This window comes from Paenibacillus sp. CF384, from assembly GCF_900106745.1.
Classification (GTDB): Bacteria; Bacillota; Bacilli; order Paenibacillales; family Paenibacillaceae; genus Paenibacillus_Z.
This window is the reverse complement of sequence record NZ_FNNV01000001.1, coordinates 550,236-572,820: the sequence shown is the minus strand read 5'-3', so window position 1 is coordinate 572,820 and position 22,585 is coordinate 550,236. Positions and strand designations below refer to the sequence as shown.

Genomic DNA, 22,585 nt, shown 5'->3' with positions numbered 1-22,585 from the left:
TCCTTTAAAGTTGAGGAGCCATCTTTATTTATGTAAGGTCGAAGCGCATAAATTGGCGGCGTCTGCTGCTCTAACGAACCGTACAGGTCTTATTCTCACGATAATGGGCTCTACGAAATTCTAACGAACCGTAGGGACGCTATTCAGCCGAAAATGGTAGCTTGGTGCCGTGATTCGGCTGAATAAGACCTGTAGGATTCGTTAGAATTCCAAATGGCCCTATTTGGAGGGAATAAGGCCTCCTGGGTTCGTTAGAATTATGGGATCAGCGGCGAGCAAGTGAGCGACGCCTCCGCCATTACAGCTTCACCCACGCCGTCAAGCCATCCGGTTCATCGGGGTTGATTCCCTGACGCTCGGCGCTCGAGAGGGCAACGATCTGTGGAATGAATAAGAACGGGATACCTTGAACCGGCAACTTAAGCTCCGATTCCGTCATAATCGCAAGATCGGCATCATCTGCGGAGAGGTTTGCTGCAGCATCGCCGAACGCGATTACTTTGGCGCCGCGTGCACGAATGTCTTGCATCAGCTTACGTTGATGCTCGCTGCCAGCGCTAGTAAGATGTGCGATCACGAGCGTTTCCGGGCCAACCGTCACCATCGGACCGTGGCGGACATCAAGGACATGAAACGCATGGGCTTGCATCTTCGCGATTTCCGTCAGCGCGATTGCGCCTTCAGCAGCAAGGCCGTTCAGTTCTCCATCGGCGAGGAGGACCGCGTTCGTCCAGCCATAGTCACTTGCTTCACGGATCGCCGATTCAACGCGTGTCATATAAGCTTCTCCTTGCGTAATCGCAGCAGCGATATCAGCAAGGACGGATTCGTCGTTGCCAAGAAATGCGGCAATCATAAGATTAGCCGTGTACAGATTGGTTACCGTTCTCGTCTGGCAGACGCTGTGGTCAAAAGCCCAAGGGAGCGATAGCGTGAGATCTGCAATTTCAGATAGGGTGGAACCATCCACGCACGAGATCGCTAATATCGGCGCTTCACCGCTTGTTTTCAGCAGCCGAACGGACTCGACGATTTCGCTGGTAGATCCTGAACGGGAAGGGGCAACGAGAAGGGTATCCTGAAGCAGCGGAGCGTAATCTGCGGCGTTAAGCAGCAAATCTCCGCCTGCAAGTGCCGAAGCAGGTATTCCTGCACGTAAGCGAACGGAGAACGCAGCGGCTTCACTGAGCGTAAAGCTCGAACCGCAGCCGATAAAGGTGACGGAGCGTTTACCTTGCGAATGAAAGAAATCGGTAATCACGGTGCGATTCGTCAGCATGTAGTCGTACGTTTGCTGCAAGGCCGAATATTGCGATTTTATTTCCTCATAGGTCAAGCTCATCGGAATCCTCCTCATAATCGATGTTGTCGATGCGTATGCCTCTATCATAGATCGTTTCGTTGATGTCATCAATCATTATTTGATTGTAACGATCAAATAATGATTGTAAAGATCAATTCAACCCGATATGATTAGCTTATTAGAGTCATAAACTTCCAATGCTAGTTTCGGTATGAACAGCAGTCATTCAGAAACGACAGGAGGCTCCTTCCTTATGCCACTTCTATCATCCACCCGTATGCTTCAGCAAGCCAGAGCAGGTAAATACGCCGTAGCCGCATTCAATGTACACACACTAGAGATGCTCCAAGCGGTAACAGAAGCCGCGATCGAAACACAATCGCCGCTAATCATTCAATCCACAGTAGGTACAGTCAAACATTTGGGTCCGGAATATATCGTTGCCGCGGCTTCAGTTGCTGCCAATCAGACCGGATTGCCTATCGCGCTGCATCTCGATCATTGCACGGATTTCAAGCTCATTGTCAGATGTATACGCGCAGGCTATACCTCTGTTATGATGGATGCTTCGATGCATCCTTTCGATGAGAACGTACGGCGAACCGCGAAAGTGATCGAGGTCGCAGAGGCGGCCGGAGTTAATGTGGAAGCGGAATTAGGCAAGGTTGGAGGCGTGGAGGACGATATCATCGTGGATGAGCTTGAGGCATTGCTTGCAGATCCGGATGAATGCGTGACATTCATGGAACTGACAGGCGTCCATACGCTCGCTCCTGCAATCGGAACCGCACACGGTATTTATAAAGGAACGCCTAATATTGATTTTGCAAGAATAGCATCCATCGCGGATCGAATTGCCGCACCGCTTGTGCTGCATGGCGGTTCAGGCATTCCGGCTGAACAAGTGAAGCTGGCGGTATCGCTTGGGATGGCGAAGATGAATATCGCGACCGAGCTTCGCATTGCCTTTTCGGATGCGATCAAGGATGTTTTTGCAAACAAACCTAGTGAGAATGATCCGCGCACCTACATGGTGCCGGCCAAACAAGCAGTGAAGCGGCTTGCCATGGAGAAGATGCAGCTATGCGGCTGCGTAGGCAAAGCTATCGAAATGCGCTAATGACGGAGGAAAGAGCATGCTGCAATCGAAAGGTGATCTTCGCAGAACGAAATTGCTTGAACGGATTAAAGAATCGGGAAAAGCCTCAATCGGTGATTTAATGGAAGCCACGGACAGCTCGATCGCAACCGTCCGGCGGGATTTGGAATGGCTCGAGAAATCGCAAAAAATCATTCGTACCATTGGCGGAGCCATCTATGATGAAGGCAGCGGCAGAAACGCCGAGCTGGCATTTGCCGAGAAACGCGATGTCAGCCGTGAAGGGAAGGAGCGAATCGCTGCGGCGGCTGCTTCATTAGTAGAAGAAGGCGACATCATATGCCTGACCGGGGGCACGACCACGTATATGATTGCAAGAGCGCTCAAAAACCATCAAAACATAACCGTCGTCACGAATGCGATCAATATTGCAAACGAATTGTTCGATGCCGAAGGGGTGCAGGTTGTTGTATCAGGCGGCGTTATGCGGCACAAGAGCTATGAGCTTATCGGCCCGCTGGCAGAGAGCGTCATCGAGAAACTGAATATTACGACCATGTTCCTCGGCGTGGACGGCGTTTCGCAGGAGCATGGGTTTACGACTCATAATGAGCTGGAGGCCCGTATTGCTCAGCTCTTCATCGCACGGTCCAGCAAGGTATATGCCGTGTTCGATCAAGCGAAGCTGCAGAAGACTGCGCTGTTTACCATTATTCCATACGATAAAGTAACAGGTGTAATCACGGATCTAGATGATTGAGAGACGCATAGGGTTGAGAAAAGGCGCAAGCAATGCTTGTCGCTTTTTTTGTTTTGCTGCAGGAATCGCGATAATCAATAAAATGATGAAGGTGCGTAAATTTCGTAGATATCTTTTCCGCGAGTCTTCTTATATTTTGAGAGTAAGGAGTACGGTTTTACATCCAATTAGGGGAGTTGAACTGCTGGTGGAAAAAGGGGCAAAGAAAGCGATAAACTTGGGACGCCTGTATCAAGGACCATTTCAGATCGAACAAGATGATGGCTGGTATACGATCTTTACAACGACTCCATCAAACAAGCCGGTCCGCAATCCAGGCTTGGGATTGATTGCATATGCTTGGGAGGAGAATGGGCCATCCATTCAAGCAAGACAGGGGCAGGAGACAATTGAGGAACATGTAGAGAAGCTGGCCAAGCTTCCATATGTCGATATTCTCTATATTCGCTGTGATTGGAGAGACGTACAATCCAGTCCCGGACAACTCGACCTTCATCCGATCTGGGAAGCAACGTTTGCTGCCGCTGAACGATATGGCCTCCGCGTTGCCTTCCGTATACAGCTGTCGAGCCCTAATATTCAACCAGCAAAACTTGCCATGCCGGATTTCTTGCACGACCAAGTTCCGCTGGTCAATATCGGCCGTTTTCATAATCATGACTTTGATTACTATGAGCCTCGCTACGATCATCCTGCGTTTCAAGCTGCATTCACGGAGTTAAATGAGCTGCTTGCTGAACGATTTGACGGTAATCCCATCATCGAGTTCGTGGACCTGATGATGTATGGCTTCTGGGGAGAAGGTCATACGAATGATCTGCAAAATCCATTTCCCGATTATACAACGGCGGAGCATACATTCATGTCTATGACGAGGCAACAAATTGAACGTTGGAAATATACGCCGCTTGCAGTCAATACGCAGCCTGACATAAGCCATACCGGTAATCGTACGGTTAGAGAGTACGCGATGAATGAAGACTGTTGGGTACGGACGGACAGTATCATTCTGGATGAACCGGAGCAAATTGAAGTGATCTCGGGACGGGCGACTTGGACCGCGGCTGTAATCGAGGACGGCTACTACAGGCATTTCAAGCAAGAGAAGCTTAAATTCGATAGCGGGAATGTCGATGTCATTGCAAACTCCATGCTGCATGCGCTGGATATCGGCGGGAATTATTGGGGGTTATGGACAGAGGCAGAAGCGATAGCCAGTTATCACGAGCTGTACCCGGAGGGTATCGATACGCTCCAGCGCCGATTGGGTTATCGACTTCGCCCATCATGGGTGTGGCAGCGCAAACGTCTCGGGACGGATGAACTGGTCATCGCCCTCTCCAATGACGGCGTTTCAGGCGTGCCAGGCACATTATGGTTGGAAGCCGTAAACGCAGATGGCTCGGAGAAAGTGCGCGGCAAGCTGGATAAGGGATGCCCACTGCCAAGTAAAGTAAGTCTGGCTTCAATGATTCTGCCTGCATCTTGGCGTAATCAAGAGATTAGGCTTTCCATCGAGCTTGAAGTTAGGCCGGGTCAATATAAACAAGTAAACTGGGCATGCGCACAGAAAGTGAACGAAGACGGCTCGCTGTCGATTCAATTGAAGGCCCATGAAGATACCGATTGGCGGTGCGGCGTCTAATGTTAACCATCGGAATAATCGGCTGCGGCTGGCATTCAAGGGCCACACATGGACCTTGCTTAAAACAATACAAGGAGACGATTGGCGGCATTCGTCTTGCAGCTTGCTGTGATTTAGATGGGGAGGCAGCAGAAGCTTATCGGGCGGACTTCGGATTTGAGCGGGCTTACACGAGCTGCACTCAGATGCTGGAGTCCGAACAATTGGATGCCGTATGGGTGATCGTTCCGGAACATCTGACTGTCCCCATCTCGCTTCAAGTCATGCATGCCGGCATAGCCGTATTCTTGGAGAAACCACCTGGTGTAAACACTTCAGATGTCATACAGCTCCAAGAAACTGCGGCTAAGAAAGGTATCCGGCATCGCGTGGCATTTAACCGTAGATATGTCCCGATGACCGCCACGCTCATCGAGAAACTGCGCGCACACGTCCAAGAACAGGATAAAGAAATCTACAGCATCACTTACGACATGATACGGATTAATCGTACAGACGCCGATTTCTCCACAACAGCGATTCATGCCATTGATGCGGCGAAGTTTATCGCCGGCTCTGATTATGAGTCACTGCGGTTTCAGTATGATGATCTATCAGGAATAGCACCCGGACTGATCAATATCATGGCTGAAGGTAACTTCCGTAGCGGCGTGCGCGTCCAGCTGAACTGTTATCCTTATTCCGGATCAGCAAGGGAGATGGTCACCGTAAGGGGAGAGGGCTTCTCCTATGAGCTGCATTTGCCGCTTATGGAGAGCTTGGACAGCTTTGCCGGGCTCATTTGTTCGGAGAAGGGGAAGGTTGAAGTGCTGCGCGAGGAGCGGGAGTGGACGACGGCATTTGGTTTCTACCACGAGAATGCAAGCTTCCTGGATGCACTCAAATCCGGCGGGAATTTGACGGAGGATCTAAGCTCCTCGATTCAATCCGTCGCCGTCATGGAAGCCATTCGCAATCGCGCAGAAACCTATCACGGATAAAGGAAAGCCGCTTCCTTCACGGTTATCGTGATTAGAAGCGGCTTTTTGTTACCCTTCAATGAGATACTGCTGTTTACGGAATTCGCTTGGCGTAACGCCGCTAATTTTCTTGAACATCCGGTTGAACGAATTAATGTTCTGATAGCCGACTTGGGTGGCCACATCCTGAATGCGAAGATCAGCGCCTTTGAGCAGCGATTTGGCCATATCGATTCGGTAATTGTTGATGTAATCGATAAAATTCATGCCAGTCTTGGTCTTGAAATAGGTCGATAGATAGCTGGCAGAGATATTAAGTTTATCCGACAGAATATCAAGGGTAATATCGTCCTGGTAATGCTGCTCCATATATTTCATGACAAACTCGATAATATTATCGCGGGCTGCTTTCTTCTCGTTCACGCGAGCCATCGCGAAGGTGAGCAGCTGGACTACATAGTCCTGCAGTTCATCCTGATTCGAACAGGAGCGTGCTTTGCCGGACAGTGCCAGATGACTCTGAAGGGCCTGCATATCGAGATGAAGGGATGCGAATGTTTTGGTTACCAATTGAACGATGTTATCTGCAAAATCATAATATTGGTTAGCCGTTGCGTCTTTCTTCTCTAGCTGTCCGAGTACTTTGGAGACGATTCGAAGCACGAACTCCTCATTGCCCGATGACAAATTCGTATAGAGCTCTTGTTCTTGACCGCCTGTCATTGCAGCTTGCCAATCCGGCAGAGGCTCGGCCGCGGTAATGATTTGAGTCACATTCCCAAGCTTCCGGTAGTCTAGTAAAGCTTGTACTTGTTCGTAAGCCCGCGTTAAATCGGACGAATTGCGATAGAGGCTGCCGACGCCGATCGTAACCGACCAATAGCGCTGGTCGAGATCGAAGACGGTCTTCAAGCTGCTGAGAAAGGCCGGGATATCCTCTTGAATCGAATTTCCAATGACAAGCGACAGTATAAGATCATGCTCCAGCTGAATCGTTTGCGTCTGCACATAGGTCTTCAGATGAGAGTCAATATACTCGCGTACGAAGAAAGAGGCTTTACCTTCATCCGCATCGATCTCACGGAAGAACGATGGCGTAAACTGCAATCGAAACAGGAGAAGGCGATACGGCTCCTGGATGGAGAAGTCGTATAACTCCTGATCCTTGAGCTTGATATTTTTGATCTTATTCATAAAAGCATAATAGCTGAGCAAGGAGTTTTTGCGGCTGTTGGCTTGATCGATCGTGTTGTTCGTTTGGACGAGATGACGGACTTGATCGTTGATGTAGTTGAATTCATGGATGCTGCTTTGAACAGCAGAAGGTGCGTTTAACGTCTGAATGGACTGCATAATATTCTTGACCGGATTGTGGAATCGTTTCGTGAAGAACCAAGCTGCGCAGATGCTGATAATGGCGAACACGATGAGTAAGGTGAGCAGAATAGAGTTGATGTTGCTGATTTGGGCTGAGATCAGATTATCGGGAACGATCTTGACGTATCGGATACCTGTCACAGAGCCTACCTTGTTGAAATAATAGATATCGTTCTGCTTCACATCATTCTTACCGCTCTCCCAAGCAGGCAGAGTCGATTCAACCTGCTCGTTGACGTTATTAGCCGCAAGGGGGTTCCCGGCTGCATCTAAGAGCAAGAATTGATCTTGTGAGGAATCGTGGAACTCGTGCAGCATCTTGTTTAAATCAAGCATAATAATCACTTGATAATCTGGGAAGAATTTGTTCCGGACAATTACCGGCATATATCGGCCTTTGGCCGTCAGTTGGTTGATCGTTTTCTCTTTGAACGTAGAGGAAGGCAGAATGCTGAAACTGCTAGACTTGCTGAATTGCTCCGCCCAGAAAGCAGGCGAATAGTCCGCGCTTTGGTAGTATTGACTGAACATTTCATCAGCGCCGGCACCGCGGTCGCCTGAAATGATAAAATTGCTTTTCTTGAAATAAATGAAAATATTATGCAAGGCGATATCTTTATGGCCCAAGTAGCTGTTAATGGAGCGCATCAGGGAGCGGGCATTCAAATAGTCGAGCGTGGAGCGATTCAGCGTATTCAATTTCTCGTCTAGCAAGAGATCGAGTCCAATATTCCGGATTTGATTGAAATGATTCTCGTATTTCTCGATGGTTTTGTTCATGCTTAAGGTATTGTATTTGATGACTTCGTCTGTGGCGTGATTCTTCAGCAGAGTGAAGGAGAAGAAGAAGAATGAGATGAGAGGGATGAGGATAGCTAGAAAGCTAAGTAAAAGCTGAATGAACAGGGAGCCTGCAGCGTGCTTAAGGAGCCCGATTTTTCCCATTGTGTTCCTCCTCTGCTATGGAATACATGAGATGTCCCCATAGTAGCATCGAGATACTGTTAAATCAAGGTAGAATTTTGTACTAATAGGAAACTTCCCTTGTTAGATAAGGAGGAGATCGAGGCACATCCTGTCGAATAACATAGCAAAATGATCGTGTCGAACTCGGTTATAGGAGGGCAATCGTGTGAAGAAGAACGGAGTAGCAGGTATGCTCATCATCGCCATGTTCGCACTCCTTGCAGCATGTGACGGCGAGGGGGGAGACACTACGAATACTAGAACCAATTCGGCAGCGGATAAGCAGGCATCAACAAAGGCCGGTACATCAGCAGAGAACAGCACCCAATCCATAGCCGGTGGCGCAGTCCGCGTTTCTTATATGGATGGCTTATGGGACGCAGCCATTCCATCCCAGGACGGTCCTGCAGTGCAAGCCATTAATGAGAAATTCGGCATCGATTTCAGACCTCAATTCTATTACATGCAGGAATACCCGGATAAGCTTGCCGTTACAATGGCAGGCGGCGATTTGCCGGATATGATCGGCCTTGAGAATCCCGATTCGGGATTCATTAAATGGGCGAAGCAAGGCGCGTTCCTGCCGCTGAATGATCTTATTAAGAATTATCCGACGTTATCCAAAATTCCGCAGAGCGTATGGCAATCTGTTTCAGTCGACGGCAATATCTATGCCATTCCAAGATGGTTTACGAAGAAATACGGCAAACATCCGGTGATTCGGAAGGATTGGCTGGACAATTTAGGCTTGCCGATGCCGACCAATTATCAGGAATTGCGCGATGTATTAATCGCCTTCACCAATCATGATCCCGATAAGAACGGGAAGGATGATACGCTTGGTCTGGGTTTATCTTCCGTGGGAACCGGTCTCTTGTATGGGGCAGCAATGGGAGCCGCTTACGACTCAGCCGCCTGGTACGATCGGAATGCTGCGGGGCAGCTCATTCCCGGCACGATTACGGAGAGCAACAAAGAGCAGATCCAATTTCTAACCGAGCTTTATTCAGCAGGCGCTATTGCCAAAGATTGGGCCGTATCCAAAATGAGCGATGTGCGCAATGATTTCTTCTCCGGCAAGATCGGGATGTACTTCGAGCAGCCGTATGATTTCAATGAAAAGCGCTTTACAGCACTTAGGGAGCTGCAGCCCTCTGCGAATCTGGCCGTGATCCCTCCTTTTCTCCAGAGTGACGGACAAAGCGGATATGTTTCTTCCAGTAAGGGCGTCTATCAGATGATCATGCTGAATGCAGAGCTGAAGGAACAGCCGGAGAAGGTGAACCTGATTCTTGGCATGCTCGATTATATGAGCAGCTGGATTCCATGGGAGGAACGCAATCCGGCGAATGGGGATTTTGACTGGCAGTACGGCGGCGTGAATCAGGGCTATGAGATGAAGGAAGGCATACCGGTCGAGAAAGCGGATGCCCAAGACTTGCGTCCCAAAAACTACTTGATCGGCCGATATTGGGCACCGAACGATGAAGCGGTTCAACCGCAATACACCTTCTCGGATCCGCTGGCCAAGCAGTTCGTGCAAGATGCGGTCGACACGTTAAAGAGGTATAAGTTTTACCGGAACCCGGTGGATTACATTACTTCTCCACTGCGCAGCGAGACGGAATCAGAGCTTGAACTAGCGTTTACGGACCATGTAACGCGCATGATTGTCGGTGATGAACCCCTCTCAAGTTGGGATGAAGCTGTCCAGGAGTATCTAAACAATGGCGGGCAAGCGATTATTGACGAGGTAAACAAGCTCATTAAGGAGCAGCATATTTCGCCGGGATGGGAATAGTGAACGGAATGATAAGGGTTGTTTTCAAAGTGTGCACGGCACTTTGGAGACAACTTTTTTTGTTGAGCAAGCTAGAGTCGGTGTGACGACCTGGTCGATTTTATTGGTACTTCACTTTTTTTCACCTGAACGAATAAATCGTTGAAGCAGTCAAAGAACAGTCGATTTTCATCGTAGCGCTCATCTTATACGCTTAGTGTGAGGGGGAAGCGTCTGCAAAACCGATCAAGCTAACGGAGGGATTGCGTGAATCATAGAAGGCTATTGATCGTTGTTCTCGTCATGTCCCTGGCTTCGACCTTTGCCGCCTGCAGCGGAGGCAATAACGGGGGGAATAACCTCGCAGAGACAAGCACATCGAATTCTTCGAACAACAGCTCGGCAACCACTGACCATGCATCCGGAACCAAGGAGAGGTTCACGGTTTCGTATATGGATGGAATTTGGGATTCAGCTATCCCCGCTCCTGAAGGTCCGGCGGTTACGGCTATTAATGAGAAATTTAATATCGACTTCAAGCCTCAATTTATCTACATGCAGGAATATCCGGATAAACTGGCGGTCGCGATGGCGGGCGGCGACCTGCCGGATATGATCGGCCTCGAAGGACCTGATGCCAATTTCGTGAGATGGGCCACGCAAGGCGCGTTCATGCCTCTTAATGACATCATCAAGAAGTACCCGACATTATCGCAAATTCCACAAGAGATCTGGGATTCGGTTTCTGTGGACGGCAATATATATGCGATACCAAGATGGTTCCCTAAGAAATATGGGAAACGTCCGGTCATTCGTCAAGATTGGCTGGACAACCTCGGCCTCAAGATGCCTGCAAACTATGAAGAGCTGAAGCAAGTACTTATCGCCTTCACGAAGGAAGATCCGGATCAGAACGGCAAGGACGATACGCTAGGAATGGGGATCTCCTCTGTCGGTACAGGCTTGCTATACGGCGCAGCGATGAGCGTAGGGTGGGACTCCGGCGCATGGTACTACAAGAATGACAAAGGTCAGCTCATTCCGGGTACGATTACCAGCCAGCACAAGGAAGAGATTCAATTTCTGGCGGATCTATACCAAGCAGGCGCGTTATCCAGAGACTGGGCAGTCGCCAAGCAGGCCGATGTGCGCAACGATTTCTTCTCGGGCAAATACGGGCTGTATTACGAGCAGCCGTATGATTTCAACCAGAAGCGTTTCACTGGTTTAAGGGAGCTGCAGCCTGCTGCAAGCCTGGCCGTTATTACTCCATTCGCACAAGAAGACGGACAAAGCGGCTATATCGCTTCGGGCAAAGGCTTCTACCAAATGATTATGTTAAACGGCAACCTAAAGGATCAACCGGACAAAGCAGACCGTATTCTCGGCATGCTCGACTATATGAGCACGTTCGTTCCTTGGGAGCGGCGCAATGCGGATAATGCTGATTTTGACTGGCAAAATGGGGGTCTGGGCAAAGGCTACGAGATCAAAGACGGAATCCCAATCGATCTTCCGGATAAGCAAGACTCACGTCCGAAGAGCTACCTCATCGGTCGTTATTGGGCGCCAAACGAAGAAGCAGTACAGCCGCAGAACTTATTCACAGATCCGCTGGCGAAGCAGTTCGTGCAGGATGCGGTCGATACGCTCAAGTCGGTAAAGTTCTACAAGAATCCGGTGGATTATATCACTTCGCCGGTTGCAGCCGAGAAAGGCTCGGAGCTTGATCAAGCGTTCAATGACCATGTGACACGGATGATTGTCGGCACGGAGAAGATGGAGAAGTGGGATGCTGCGGTCAAACAGTATCTCGACAACGGCGGTCAGGAAATTATCGATGATGTGAACAAAGTTCTATCGGAGAAAAATGTAACGCCAGGTTGGGAGTAAGTTCGTACATGCAGCCATATGCAGGAACCCTTGTCGGTGTAGGACCTGGGTTCCTGCTTGTTACGAAGTGAGGGGGAAATTACAAATGTGTCCGATATCGAACCAAGAGCTATATGAATGGTGCAAAGTGCCGGTTAATGAACTGATGGATCACAAGGCGCGTCGAATTCCTCTTCGATTGGTCAGGGATTCCGCCGAAATGGGAACGATCATGGCAAGAGAATTCGCCGATGATATACGTCTTGCCAATGAAGAGGGCCGTCCCTTCCGAGCGATCGTGCCTTGCGGACCGAAGGCTTGGTATGAACCGTTCGTCAAAATTATTAATGAAGAGAGCATCTCGCTTGCGAATATGACGGTGTTTCATATGGATGAGTGCTTGGATTGGGAAGGGAAGCTGCTCTCTCGCAATGACCCCTATAATTTCAGAAGTTTCATGGAGACTTATTTCTATGACGGGGTTCGGCCAGAGCTTGCCGTTCCGCAAACGCAGCGATATTTCCCGATTCCATCGGCGATTGAGACCATCAAGTCGCGTGTTGCCGAAGCTCCCATCGATCTGACGCTTGGCGGTTGGGGTCAGGATGGACATCTGGCTTACAACCAAGCGCGAAGGCATCCATACAGCGCGATTACGGTAGAACAGCTCCGTAATTCGGAGATCCGAGTACAGGATAATAACCTCGATACGATTATAGCGCTCGCGCAGCGCACCTTCGGTGGCGCGTATCAATTCGTGCCGCCGATGTCGATTACCCTAGGTATGAAAGAATGCCTGTCAGCTAAGAAAGTAAGGATTTACAGCGATACCGGTGCGTGGAAGCAGACTGCTCTCCGCGTAGCTCTATTCTCAGGGGAGACGACCGAGTATCCGATGACCTTGCTTCAAACTCACCCGGATGCGCTTATTACAGCGACGCTTGAGACGGCTGCACATCCCATTGCCGAACATCCGGAATGGGAGATTAACGGGGTCAATGTATGAGTACACTTCGGCCCGTCTCCGGTACCTCATATCGATATCGCCGCCTTATCGGAACCGGTGGAATTGGCTCAGGCATCTTGTTTCAGCTTGAAGGTAATCAAACGATAGGCAGAAACGAGAGCCGCCTCGGCGAGCTGACCAACAATCAAGATTTCTGCAAGCTCCATATTATTTGCCATTATCCGGCTGTACTGCTTAGCGATCCGCGCAATGACGAAGACAGTTTCAAGCTATATCCGATCGGTAAAGTAGGAACCGACCTAGAGGGGAAAGCACTGCTTGAGCAGTTGGTTGCTTCCGGGATGTCCACAGATTACGTAGACAGCCTCTCCGATGCCAAAACACTATTCAGTGTCTGCTTTCAGTATCCGGATTTGGCTGGCGGCAATATTACGACTTCGAATAGCGCGAGTGAGCAGGTAATGCCGCAAGATATCAATTACGCATTAGAGCAGCTTCCACCAATCGGACCGGCAGAAATTGTGCTTGCTGCTCCTGAAGTGCCACTTGCCGCTCGCATCGCGCTCCTCGAAGGAGGCCGAGCACGGGGGAGTTTCAATGTCGCAGCCTTGCTGTCTTCCGAAACGGCCGAGTTCGGCAAGCTTGGCGGATTCGCACTCACTGATCTGCTTTCCGTTAATCGCGATGAAGCTCGCCGCATCGCCGAATTAGCTGAATCGGAAGAGCAAGAGGAGCTTGGAGGCTATCAACTGGCAGCAAAATGCGCGAGTCAACTCAGCAGCCACAATACTGAGATAAAGCTGATCATGACGGATGGTGCAGCCGGCTGTTACAGCTTTGAGAATGGCCGCATTACGCATACGCCTCCGCTTAAAGTAGAGGCCTTCAGTACAGCAGGCGCAGGCGATGCTTTGCTTGGCGGCGTCATTAGTGGCTTGAGCTGCGGCTTGCCATTCACCAAGGTGCACAACGATGCGTATTTCGCGGAAACTCCACTCGAAAGTGCGGTTGAGCTTGGCACTTTGATCGCGGCTCTGGCAGTAACTTCGCCGCATTCCATTCATCTTGAGCTGAATGTGCAGCTGCTCGCCGATTTTGCCATAGCGAACGAGTTTCCGATGACTTCGGCTTTCCGGCACATGTTAGGTGTAGATCAATAAGAGGGAGAGTGCAGCACGATGAAGGTGAAGGTGCGACTAGTGCAGCGGTTTCACGCGGCCAGCAGAGAACAATTTCTGGCGCTTGAGAGCCAGTTTGCCAAACTCGAACGAGAGAATCCGGCGTTTCCTAAGGGTAAACGCTATTTGCCTTATAGCGGCAGAGAAGCTGGAAACACATTGATCTGGGAGTGTGAATTCGACACCTTGGAAGCGGCTAACCAAGCGCTAGCTTTTCTCGAGCAGGATACGAGTCATGAAGAGCTGGCCCAGCAGCAGCTGCCTTATTTTCAAGATGCCTACACCGAAATCTACCGATTGTTGGAGGACTAACCATGACGAAGTTGAAGATTCTCCCGATTGAGGAAGTCATACCTGAGCCTACTATCATTGTCATCTCTCCGCATTACGATGATTTCCTATTCTTTCTGGGCGGTTACGTGCTGGAGCTGAAGGAGCGTGGTCTCCTCCATACGAAACATTTTCGCATCATAAATGTGTTCTCGCGCAGCAATTACTTGGCACATACCGGAAGCGGCAATTTCGACGCCAGTCTGGATCGCATCAAGCTGGCAACCGGCAAACGGCTGTTGGAAGATTTGAATTGTATCGATGAGCTGCTCAGCCCGTACAGTTACGGCTATGAGCTGCTTGCTGAATATGAATGCTTCACTAGAGGCAAAGCGCTGGCAAGCAGTGAAATGGAGTTTCCGCATGGGATGTTCGAGGATTTCGACGAGCGAGATCAAGAGATTTACGACCGTATGCTTGGGCGAATAACTCAGCTGGCGATGCTTCCGGATACGGCTCTGGTATTTCCGATTGCTTTCAAGGAGCATATCGACCACTTCATCGTGCGTGAGGCTGCGGTGCGAACGGCAAGCGAGCTTGGCAATGAGGCGCGGGCAGCTTTTTATTTTCAAGAGGATAAGCCTTATGGCGGGATCGCAACGGAGGAGGAAGAGGCGCGAATCCAAGCTTTTATCGGCAAACATAATCTGGAGCGGCGCGTTTATCGCCACCATCCGGAAGTCGTTGTGGAGCTTGCCTTCAATCATTACATCAGCCAAGTCGATGAGGTATACCGGCTGGGTGTTCTTAATCGGGCGGATACCTTAAGCAGAATGTACGATATTCCATTTCCATGTGATCAGCTATTTCGCTATGAACGGTGACGGTGAGGCAGACATCAACGGGATTGTATATGAAGGAGGCGACTTAATGGTGGAGAAAACGTATGACATCACCTACGAAACGAGCTTTGGCGGCGATTATCCAGACCGATTGCAGTCGTATGCAGGCGAGAAGTTGAAGCTGTTCTTCGTGCCAAGCGTGAAGCATGGCCGCGAGATTGTCGAATTTATTCGCCGAACCGGCGTGGCGTATGAGACGGTAACGATCGACAGAGCTTGGGATCTCAACAAATGGGGCATCGGCGATTATTACGATATTCGAGCATCGGTCGATGATCAGCATATTATGTTCGACAACTTAGAGAAGGTGTTGACCTCAGAGGAGCACTTTGATGTGCTGGTTATACCAGCAGTGAACGGGTGGTCGCATTTCACAGCTGCAGCCAGAGAAGCGATTGTTCGCCGTGTGAAGGCTGGAGCTGGACTCGTGCTAATGCGTCCTTTCCACGGGGAAGACAAGCTGAAGTCTCCAGAGCTAGAAGAACTGTCGCCGCTGGTTAACCTATTCGAAGAAGGGTTCGCGGTCGACAATAATGCCGGAGAAGGCTATCCGAAGGTAAGATTTGACTTGTTGAAATCAGGACGATGGACAGCTGCAAAGTCGCACTATATCACCAGTGGAATACCACTTGAGCTATTGCCGTGCGAGGAACTGGCTTATTATCCTTATCAAGCAGCCGGGGATGTGCTGATTGAAGCTGCGGATGGATCGCCAATTGCTGCAGTTAAGAGCTGCGGCAAAGGCAGAGTGGTCGCATTTGGCTACTACCCGCGCGATATTCTGCCTCAGCATAAGGAGTTCACCGGCAAGGAATCAACCTATGACGCGGTCATTGACAGATGGGCTGGCGCGAAGAGCAGCTGTACGTTTGCCTTCCTGGAATCGTTCTATGAGCTTGTCTACCGAAGCGTGATCTGGGCTGCTAAACGCGAGACCGATTGTTTAATAGAGCCGCCGGTACGCAAGGAACAGGAATGGGACGTTCGAACTTCGGGTTCCTTGGTTCCGGATCGTATCCAATATACGATCAAGAATGCGTATGATGAGATTGTCGCAGAGGGGAATTGCGATGGCAGTGTGCTTCCATTGCCGAGGCAGCTCGAGAACGGCGGCGAATTTCGCGTTGCATTGAATGCCTTTGCAGCCGGGGAGTTAGTAGACTTTGCGACATTCGGCTTCTCTCAGCCACTTCAAGCTTCAATCGCTGAAGCTGTGCTTAGCCACCAGTCGCTTCAAGTGGGAGAAACACTACAAGTGATGCTCCGGCTGGAAGGGTTGGCTGCCGGTGAGTTGAGCGTTCAAATCATAGATGATTACGGCAATGTTCTGCAGCAATCAGTGACTGCATTTAAGAGCGGCAGTGATCGGCTGACTCAGGAATTCCGCGCAGCGGCAATGAAATCAATGCATATTACGGTGCAAGCAGATGTGAGAATCGGAAATCATCTTGTGCAGCGCTGGACGTCGGAGAGAATCGTAGTGACGCCGTCTCAAAGACAGATCGAGGACTTCGAAGTGTTCACGGCACCGCAGAATCGGGGCCATGGCGATTTTCTTGGGTTAGTCGGCGAGCGCTATCATGAGATCGGCATTACCGGATTGTTCCCGGGCAGCTCCAAAACACTCACGATGTCAGGGGCAGAAGGGCTCGGCGTGTATTGGTATCATAGAGGGCCTTATGTGGAGAGGAAGGAACAGTATTACCGGACGAAAGATAAAGAATATCTCGTTCGTATTCCTTGTCTGAATGATCCGGCGTTCTGGCAAGGGCTGCAGCATAAAATCACCGGCAAGGTCGCAGAGTTTAAGCACTTCGGTCCCATTGCTTATTTCGCCAATGACGAAGGCTCGCTCACTTGTTACACCGATGAGCTCGACCTTTGCTTCTGTTCTCACTGCCTAGGAGAGATGAGAGAGTGGCTTAAACAAGATTATGCAAGCGACATCGAAGCGCTCAACCTATCTTGGGGAACCGCATATAGCAGCTGGAATGAGGCGTTTCCACTCACACGAGAAGAAGCGAGAAGAAGAAGCAGTTATGCCCCTTGGGCCGATCACCGCCGTTTCATGGAGAATACGTTTATCGAAGCCTATCGGAGAATCGCTTCCATCGTGAAGAGCGAAGACGAAGGTGGCGTCATTCGAATGTCCGGCTGCCAGGCGTCTACGGCATATTCAGGTTATGATTATTACCGCCTGCATCAGCATGTCGGGTATTTCGAAGCCTATGGAGTAGGCAATCAATACGAGTTCCACCGTTCCTTCGCGAAACCCGGCACCATTATTGGCGGCTGGTTCGGGTATGGTGTCGATGGCGCGACCGCGAAGCATGGCGTATGGCATGGCGTCTATCACGGGCTTACGTTATGCAATATTTTCTGGGAGTTCAGCATGCTGAACCCGGACTATTCACTCAGCAACAGTGCTAAGGATCTCAGTGTGCCGTTCAAAGAAATTCGCGAAGAGGGAATCGGCAAGCTGCTGCTTCATGTGGCTGAGCGGGATCATTGCGGCATCGCCATCCATTATTCAATGGCATCCGTACGGGGGACAACAATAGCGGCGGACAGGGCTCGTTTCGAAAGCAACCGTCAAGGCTGGATCGACATGCTGGAGGATAGCGGCTATCAATATTCGTTTGTGGCCACGCAGCAGATCGAAGCCGGTGAACTGTTAAAGAATGACTACAAGCTGCTAGTGCTGCCATATTCCATCGCTCTGAGCGCAGCGGAAACGGCCGAAATTACTCGTTTCGTTCAGCAAGGCGGCGTCATCATCGGGGATATCCAAACGGGATTGATGGATAAGCATTGTACGCCGCTATCACAAGGACAGCTTGACGAGCTGTTTGGGATCGAGCGGCTTTCGACTGAGGCAGAACCGTTCTATAACAATGATGGCTTCGTGCCGAATGCCGATTTCAATTATTTCGTACCGGATGAATCGTTCCAGGATGTGCGGATTGCGGAATTCGGAATCCGTTCAAGAGATGGACAGCCGGCCTACCGCGACGACTTCATGCGGAAGATTGCAGCTGTGAACATTCGCCAATATGGCGAGGGGAAAGCGATTTATCTGAATCTCGCCTTGGCGGAGTATACGAAGCTTCGTCGTCAATCGAATGGAGGCTCGGCGCTTCGTGAACTGATCGGCCACGTCATTGGGCTATCAGAAGCAAGCAAGCCTGCCGAGCTTACGCAACTGAATGGCCAAGCGGTTCATGCCGGCTACGAGAGCTTCTATTATACGAATGGGAACGCGGCGTATGTGGCGGTTCTCCGCAAACTGAGCGATGTGCAGTCGCTGGGTCATGATGGTTTGGCGGTAGGAGGCGGGAAGAAGGAGGAGGCAGAGGCTTCAATGCTTCGATTCCAGTTTGCCAACTATGCACATGTCTATGACATCCGAGAGCGTCGTTATTTAGGCTATACGGATCACGCGGAATTCTCGCTTGCCGAAGGCGATACGAAGCTAATCTCGTTGCTGCCTTGTCAAGTTACCGACCTAGGCGTGACAGCCAATGGCGAATGGAAACGCGGAGCAACGGAACAAATCAGCTTCGCGCTTGAAACGAATCCACTTGCAGAACCTGACTTCGAAAGTGTGATCAGCATTCATATTAGTGCGCCGGATGGATCGAGAGATTGGCTGTATTCCGATAATATTCGGTTGGCACGGACCAATTACGTGCATGAGGTCGCGGTTCCTTATAATGCGCGCACAGGAATTTGGACCGTGACGGCGAAAGATACAGCGACTGGTATTTCCACCCAATTTGAAGTGACAATCGTATAGGGCATTCAACTCGGAAGCTGGAGGTTGAGAGATGAACGATTATTTGACGGCACATGCAGCTTGGGAGACGATAGGGAACTGGTTCACGAAGGATACAGCGATCGAGTGCGAAACTCCATTCATGAAGGGTATGCTGAGCAGCGTTGCAAGTAAGGTGACGAAAGATTTGTACTTTAAACGGATCTCATTCCGGTATGGCGTGACGGCAGCAGTCCGTGCGATCATCCGCGAACAACTGAAATGCGAGTATGCGGAGCATGATGAAGGTTATGTGATTCATGTCGCAGCAGATGAAATTACGGTCTATGCGGAGCAAGAACGCGGGTTGATGTACGGAGCGGTAACCTTGTCCAAGTATGTGGACCGGAGCCATGGTTACGTCAATAAAGGCATCGTTTACAATGTTCCGACCTGTCCGGTTAGAGGGCTGAAGGTGTATCTCCCAACGGAGGAAGGCATCGCCTATTTCAAGAAATTCGTCGACATGCTGGTTCACTTCAAATACAATACCGTTGTCATTGAGGTCGGCGGGGCAATGGAATATAAGAAACATCCTGAGATTAACGAAGGCTGGGTTCGTTATTGCGATGAAATGTACGAATACAGCGGCAAGACAATCGTGATTCAGGAGAAGACCTTCTCTTGGTACAAGAATTCAATCCATGCCGAGAATGGCGGAGGACGCTTCCTATCGCAGCAGCAAGTTCGCGAGCTCGTCGATTATTGCAAAGAACGTAACTTAGACGTCATACCGGAAGTACCATGTCTCAGCCACTGCGATTATTTGCTCATCAATCATCCCGAAATTAGCGAACGTCATAACGATCCGTATCCGGATACGTATTGTCCATCTGACGAACGCTCTTATGAGTTATTGTTTGATGTGCTCGGCGAGGTGCTGGACGTGTTCGAGCCGAAGACGGTTCATATCGGTCATGATGAGCTGTACTCCATCGGATTGTGCGACAAATGCTCCACAAAACCTGCTGAGCAGCTATATGCGGACGACATTAAGCGCATCTATGCCTACTTGCAAGAACGCGGCGCACAAACGATGATTTGGAGCGAGAAGCTGCTGAACGCCGTTACGTCCGATGGCAAAACCTACGGCGGCTCCGAGCGAAGAATGGTCGATTATGAAACAGGCGTCTATATGGGGGAAACGATCCCTGCCACGCACAAAGCGATTGATCTGGTGCCGGGCGATATCATCATGATGCATTGGTATTGGGGCATTGAGCGGCATTTCGACCAGCCGTTTATCGAACGAGGAATGCCGGTTGTATTCGGCAACTTCGATGGACCGTCCTTTGCAGACTGGAGTACGCGGCTTAGCGATGGGCCGCTCGGCGGCATTATTTCCAACTGGAGCGCCTTGAAGGAAGAGAATCTGCAGCGCAACGGCGTGCTGTTCTCGATGGCTTACGCTGCTTATCTGTTCTGGCGCGATTCGTATGACGATACGCAGCACGAGGAAACAGCGAGTTCTGCTTTTGATGAACTGTACCGTTACAGGTATCGTGATGCGCTTCGAGAAGCGGGATCAAGTGCCGGAACTTCGTATGTGGAGGTTGTTCATACGACCGATCATATTCGTGAGTACCATCAATTCATCGACGGCATTTACCTCGACAATAAGGAGTATCGGATAGGCGAGTATGTGCTGGAGTATGAGGATGGATCGCGGATTAGCGTACCGATTACGTATGGCTTCAACATCTCGAATAAGGATCGGTTCTGGGAGCGAAAGCTGTCCAAGGGCAGTGTTCATACAGCAGCTCAATATAGCGTGGACGCGATTCTGTATGAAGCGGCGTTCACCTCTTTACCGGTGCAGATCGGTGAAGAAACCTATTATAAATGGCTGATCGCCAATCCATTCCCGGACCAAACGATTACTGCAGTCAGGTTGTTGGTCGATAATCCGGTATCCGGAAACATCTGGGTGCGAGCCATCAATCAAGTTCCCGACCGTGCTAATGCGTCGAAGGCACAAGCAGCGGAACCTATTCGTATCCTCGGAGAGGCGAATTTGGCATCCAATTAGTCACATTGTTGGAAAGCATGAAAACGATGAGAGACATAAAAAACCGACGATAGGCAATTCGTCGGTTTTTTTCTATAGTATGGACATTCTGAGACGCGCGGAGGTGGTGAATAAGCCGATTTGCATGCTGTGTTGCGCCCCAATGGGCAGAGCGGGTACATCCAAGTTGCAGTCATGACCCGGTGAACAAACCAAACAAGGAGGAAGAGGATGAGAAGAAAATCGTTGGTTGTGCTTTTTGCATTGTCGCTCGTCATGGGGGTATTCAGCTTCACGCCCCAGATCAAGAAAGCTTATGCTGCTACGATCTACGAGGTTGGCCCTGGCAAAACATATACCAATATCGGGGATGTTCCGTGGGAATCCCTGGTCGCAGGCGATACCGTCAAAATTTATTGGCGATCAACGCCTTACAAAGAGAAGATCGTCATCTCCAGAATGGGTTCGTCAACAGCTCCAATTACGGTAACCGGTATACCGAACGCAAGCGGCGTACGGCCGGTTATCGACGGCAACGGTGCAACGACACGCTCGGCGCTTGATTTCTGGAACGATAACCGTTCGGTCATCAAGATCGGCGGGGCCAGGTTCGCAGGCAGTGCTTCGGATCCATCTACAGGCAATCTGCCGAAATACATCACGATCGAGAATTTGGAAATTCGCGGCGCAAAATTAGGCTACAACTACACCAATAATGCAGGTACAACTGTAGCTTATGTCAAAGCGGCCTCGCCGATCTTCGTCGAGTACGGTGAGAACCTAACCTTCCGCAACAATATTATTACCGATGGCGGTAATGGATTGTTCGTTGCGAGCTCAGACGCCGGCGTTTCGCGGAATATCCTTGTCGAGAAGAACTATATCTACGGCAATGGCAACAGCGGCAGCGTCTACGAGCATAACATTTACACTGCTGCGATTGGAATCACGTTCCAGTACAACCGTTTAGGCGATCTATGCAGCGGCTGCACCGGAAACAACCTGAAGGATCGTTCGGCAGGTACGGTCGTTCGTTACAACTGGATCGAAGGCGGTAATCGTCAGATTGACTTGGTTGAGGGCGATGATGCGACTGCCATAACGAGCGATGCCAGTTACAATAAGACATTCGTCTATGGCAATGTACTTATCAAGCCTAATGATACTCGTAACCCGCAATTCATCCATTATGGCGGAGATAACGGCACAACGTCCCTTTACCGCAAAGGAACGCTGTATCTGTACAACAACACCATTATTTCGAATCGGACCACCAATTCTACCATGCTGCGGTTATCTACGAGCAGTGAAACAGCGGATGTGCGCAACAACGTGTACTATAAGAGCGTTTCGACGTCCTCGCTGCGCATCATCGACCAGACAGGAACGGCAAATCTGTACAATAACTGGATCAACACCGGCTATACGAATATCGCTGCAGGCTCGGGCGGAACGGTGACACATTCCGGCACAATAACGGGGACATCGCCGGGCTTCACGAATTTCTCGACGCTCAACCTGCGTCCTACTACGGGGTCTGCCCTTATTAATGCCGGCACCTCCTTGCATGCAAACGCAAGTGCTTACCCGGTCGGCAACGAGTATGTGCAGCATCAATTATCCGTGGCTCGCGCAGCGAACGGAACACTGGATATCGGGGCATTTGAGTATTAGAGTTCCGCATC

Annotated in this window: 15 protein-coding genes; 13 read left to right on the top strand and 2 right to left on the bottom strand. The window is 50.2% G+C overall.

From position 1 onward, the window contains the following. Nucleotides 1-298: 298 nt before the first annotated feature. On the bottom strand, nt 299-1,342 hold the full coding sequence (locus BLW29_RS02570) for an SIS domain-containing protein (protein ID WP_177186456.1): 1,044 nt from the start codon (nt 1,340-1,342) through the stop codon (nt 299-301). Nucleotides 1,343-1,556: 214 nt separating this feature from the next. On the opposite strand from BLW29_RS02570, the gene BLW29_RS02565 reads away from it, so the two are divergent. The 4 genes from BLW29_RS02565 to BLW29_RS02550 all read left to right on the top strand — a co-directional run bounded on the left by BLW29_RS02565 (nt 1,557) and on the right by BLW29_RS02550 (nt 5,787). Beyond that, the gene (locus BLW29_RS02565; protein ID WP_090975897.1) at nt 1,557-2,423 is read left to right on the top strand and encodes a class II fructose-bisphosphate aldolase; all 867 of its coding nucleotides are present in this window, start codon (nt 1,557-1,559) and stop codon (nt 2,421-2,423) included. 16 nt (nt 2,424-2,439) lie between these two features. Further along, entirely contained in the window at nt 2,440-3,162 is a 723-nt protein-coding gene (locus BLW29_RS02560) for a DeoR/GlpR family DNA-binding transcription regulator (RefSeq protein ID WP_090975895.1), read from the top strand. Nucleotides 3,163-3,349: 187 nt separating this feature from the next. Beyond that, nucleotides 3,350-4,807: a hypothetical protein gene (locus tag BLW29_RS02555; protein WP_090975893.1), complete on the top strand. Its 1,458-nt coding sequence runs from the start codon at nt 3,350-3,352 to the stop codon at nt 4,805-4,807. Further along, nucleotides 4,807-5,787: a Gfo/Idh/MocA family protein gene (locus BLW29_RS02550; protein ID WP_090975891.1), complete on the top strand. Its 981-nt coding sequence runs from the start codon at nt 4,807-4,809 to the stop codon at nt 5,785-5,787. Before BLW29_RS02555 ends, BLW29_RS02550 begins: the two co-directional genes overlap by 1 nt. 48 nt (nt 5,788-5,835) lie before the next feature. Here BLW29_RS02550 and BLW29_RS02545 read toward each other — a convergent pair whose 3' ends face one another. Further along, nucleotides 5,836-8,088, bottom strand: coding sequence for a helix-turn-helix domain-containing protein (locus BLW29_RS02545; protein WP_090975889.1), 2,253 nt, complete (start codon nt 8,086-8,088; stop codon nt 5,836-5,838). Nucleotides 8,089-8,275: 187 nt separating this feature from the next. Between BLW29_RS02545 and BLW29_RS02540 the strand changes: the two genes are divergently transcribed. The 9 genes from BLW29_RS02540 to BLW29_RS02500 all read left to right on the top strand — a co-directional run bounded on the left by BLW29_RS02540 (nt 8,276) and on the right by BLW29_RS02500 (nt 22,574). Further along, complete coding sequence (locus BLW29_RS02540) at nt 8,276-9,910, top strand: extracellular solute-binding protein (RefSeq protein ID WP_090975887.1); 1,635 nt, start codon at nt 8,276-8,278, stop codon at nt 9,908-9,910. A 246-nt stretch (nt 9,911-10,156) separates the two neighbouring features. Further along, nucleotides 10,157-11,782, top strand: coding sequence for an extracellular solute-binding protein (locus tag BLW29_RS02535; RefSeq protein WP_090975885.1), 1,626 nt, complete (start codon nt 10,157-10,159; stop codon nt 11,780-11,782). An 85-nt stretch (nt 11,783-11,867) separates the two neighbouring features. Continuing rightward, on the top strand, nt 11,868-12,767 hold the full coding sequence (locus BLW29_RS02530) for a sugar phosphate isomerase family (protein ID WP_090975883.1): 900 nt from the start codon (nt 11,868-11,870) through the stop codon (nt 12,765-12,767). Next, the gene (locus BLW29_RS02525) at nt 12,764-13,888 is read left to right on the top strand and encodes a carbohydrate kinase family protein (protein ID WP_090975881.1); all 1,125 of its coding nucleotides are present in this window, start codon (nt 12,764-12,766) and stop codon (nt 13,886-13,888) included. The genes BLW29_RS02530 and BLW29_RS02525 overlap by 4 nt, the downstream gene beginning before the upstream one ends. A gap of 18 nt (nt 13,889-13,906) precedes the next feature. After that, nucleotides 13,907-14,218: a hypothetical protein gene (locus BLW29_RS02520; RefSeq protein ID WP_090975879.1), complete on the top strand. Its 312-nt coding sequence runs from the start codon at nt 13,907-13,909 to the stop codon at nt 14,216-14,218. Between the two features lie 2 nt (nt 14,219-14,220). Continuing rightward, on the top strand, nt 14,221-15,060 hold the full coding sequence (locus BLW29_RS02515; RefSeq protein ID WP_090975877.1) for a hypothetical protein: 840 nt from the start codon (nt 14,221-14,223) through the stop codon (nt 15,058-15,060). Nucleotides 15,061-15,106: 46 nt separating this feature from the next. After that, complete coding sequence (locus BLW29_RS02510) at nt 15,107-18,874, top strand: beta-galactosidase trimerization domain-containing protein (RefSeq protein WP_177186455.1); 3,768 nt, start codon at nt 15,107-15,109, stop codon at nt 18,872-18,874. Between the two features lie 31 nt (nt 18,875-18,905). Beyond that, nucleotides 18,906-20,921 carry a family 20 glycosylhydrolase gene (locus BLW29_RS02505; RefSeq protein ID WP_090975873.1) on the top strand — a complete coding sequence of 672 codons (2,016 nt, stop codon included), beginning with the start codon at nt 18,906-18,908 and terminating at the stop codon, nt 20,919-20,921. Between the two features lie 210 nt (nt 20,922-21,131). Continuing rightward, nucleotides 21,132-22,574, top strand: a complete 1,443-nt coding sequence (locus BLW29_RS02500) for a hypothetical protein (protein ID WP_090975872.1) — start codon at nt 21,132-21,134, stop codon at nt 22,572-22,574. Nucleotides 22,575-22,585: the final 11 nt, after the last annotated feature.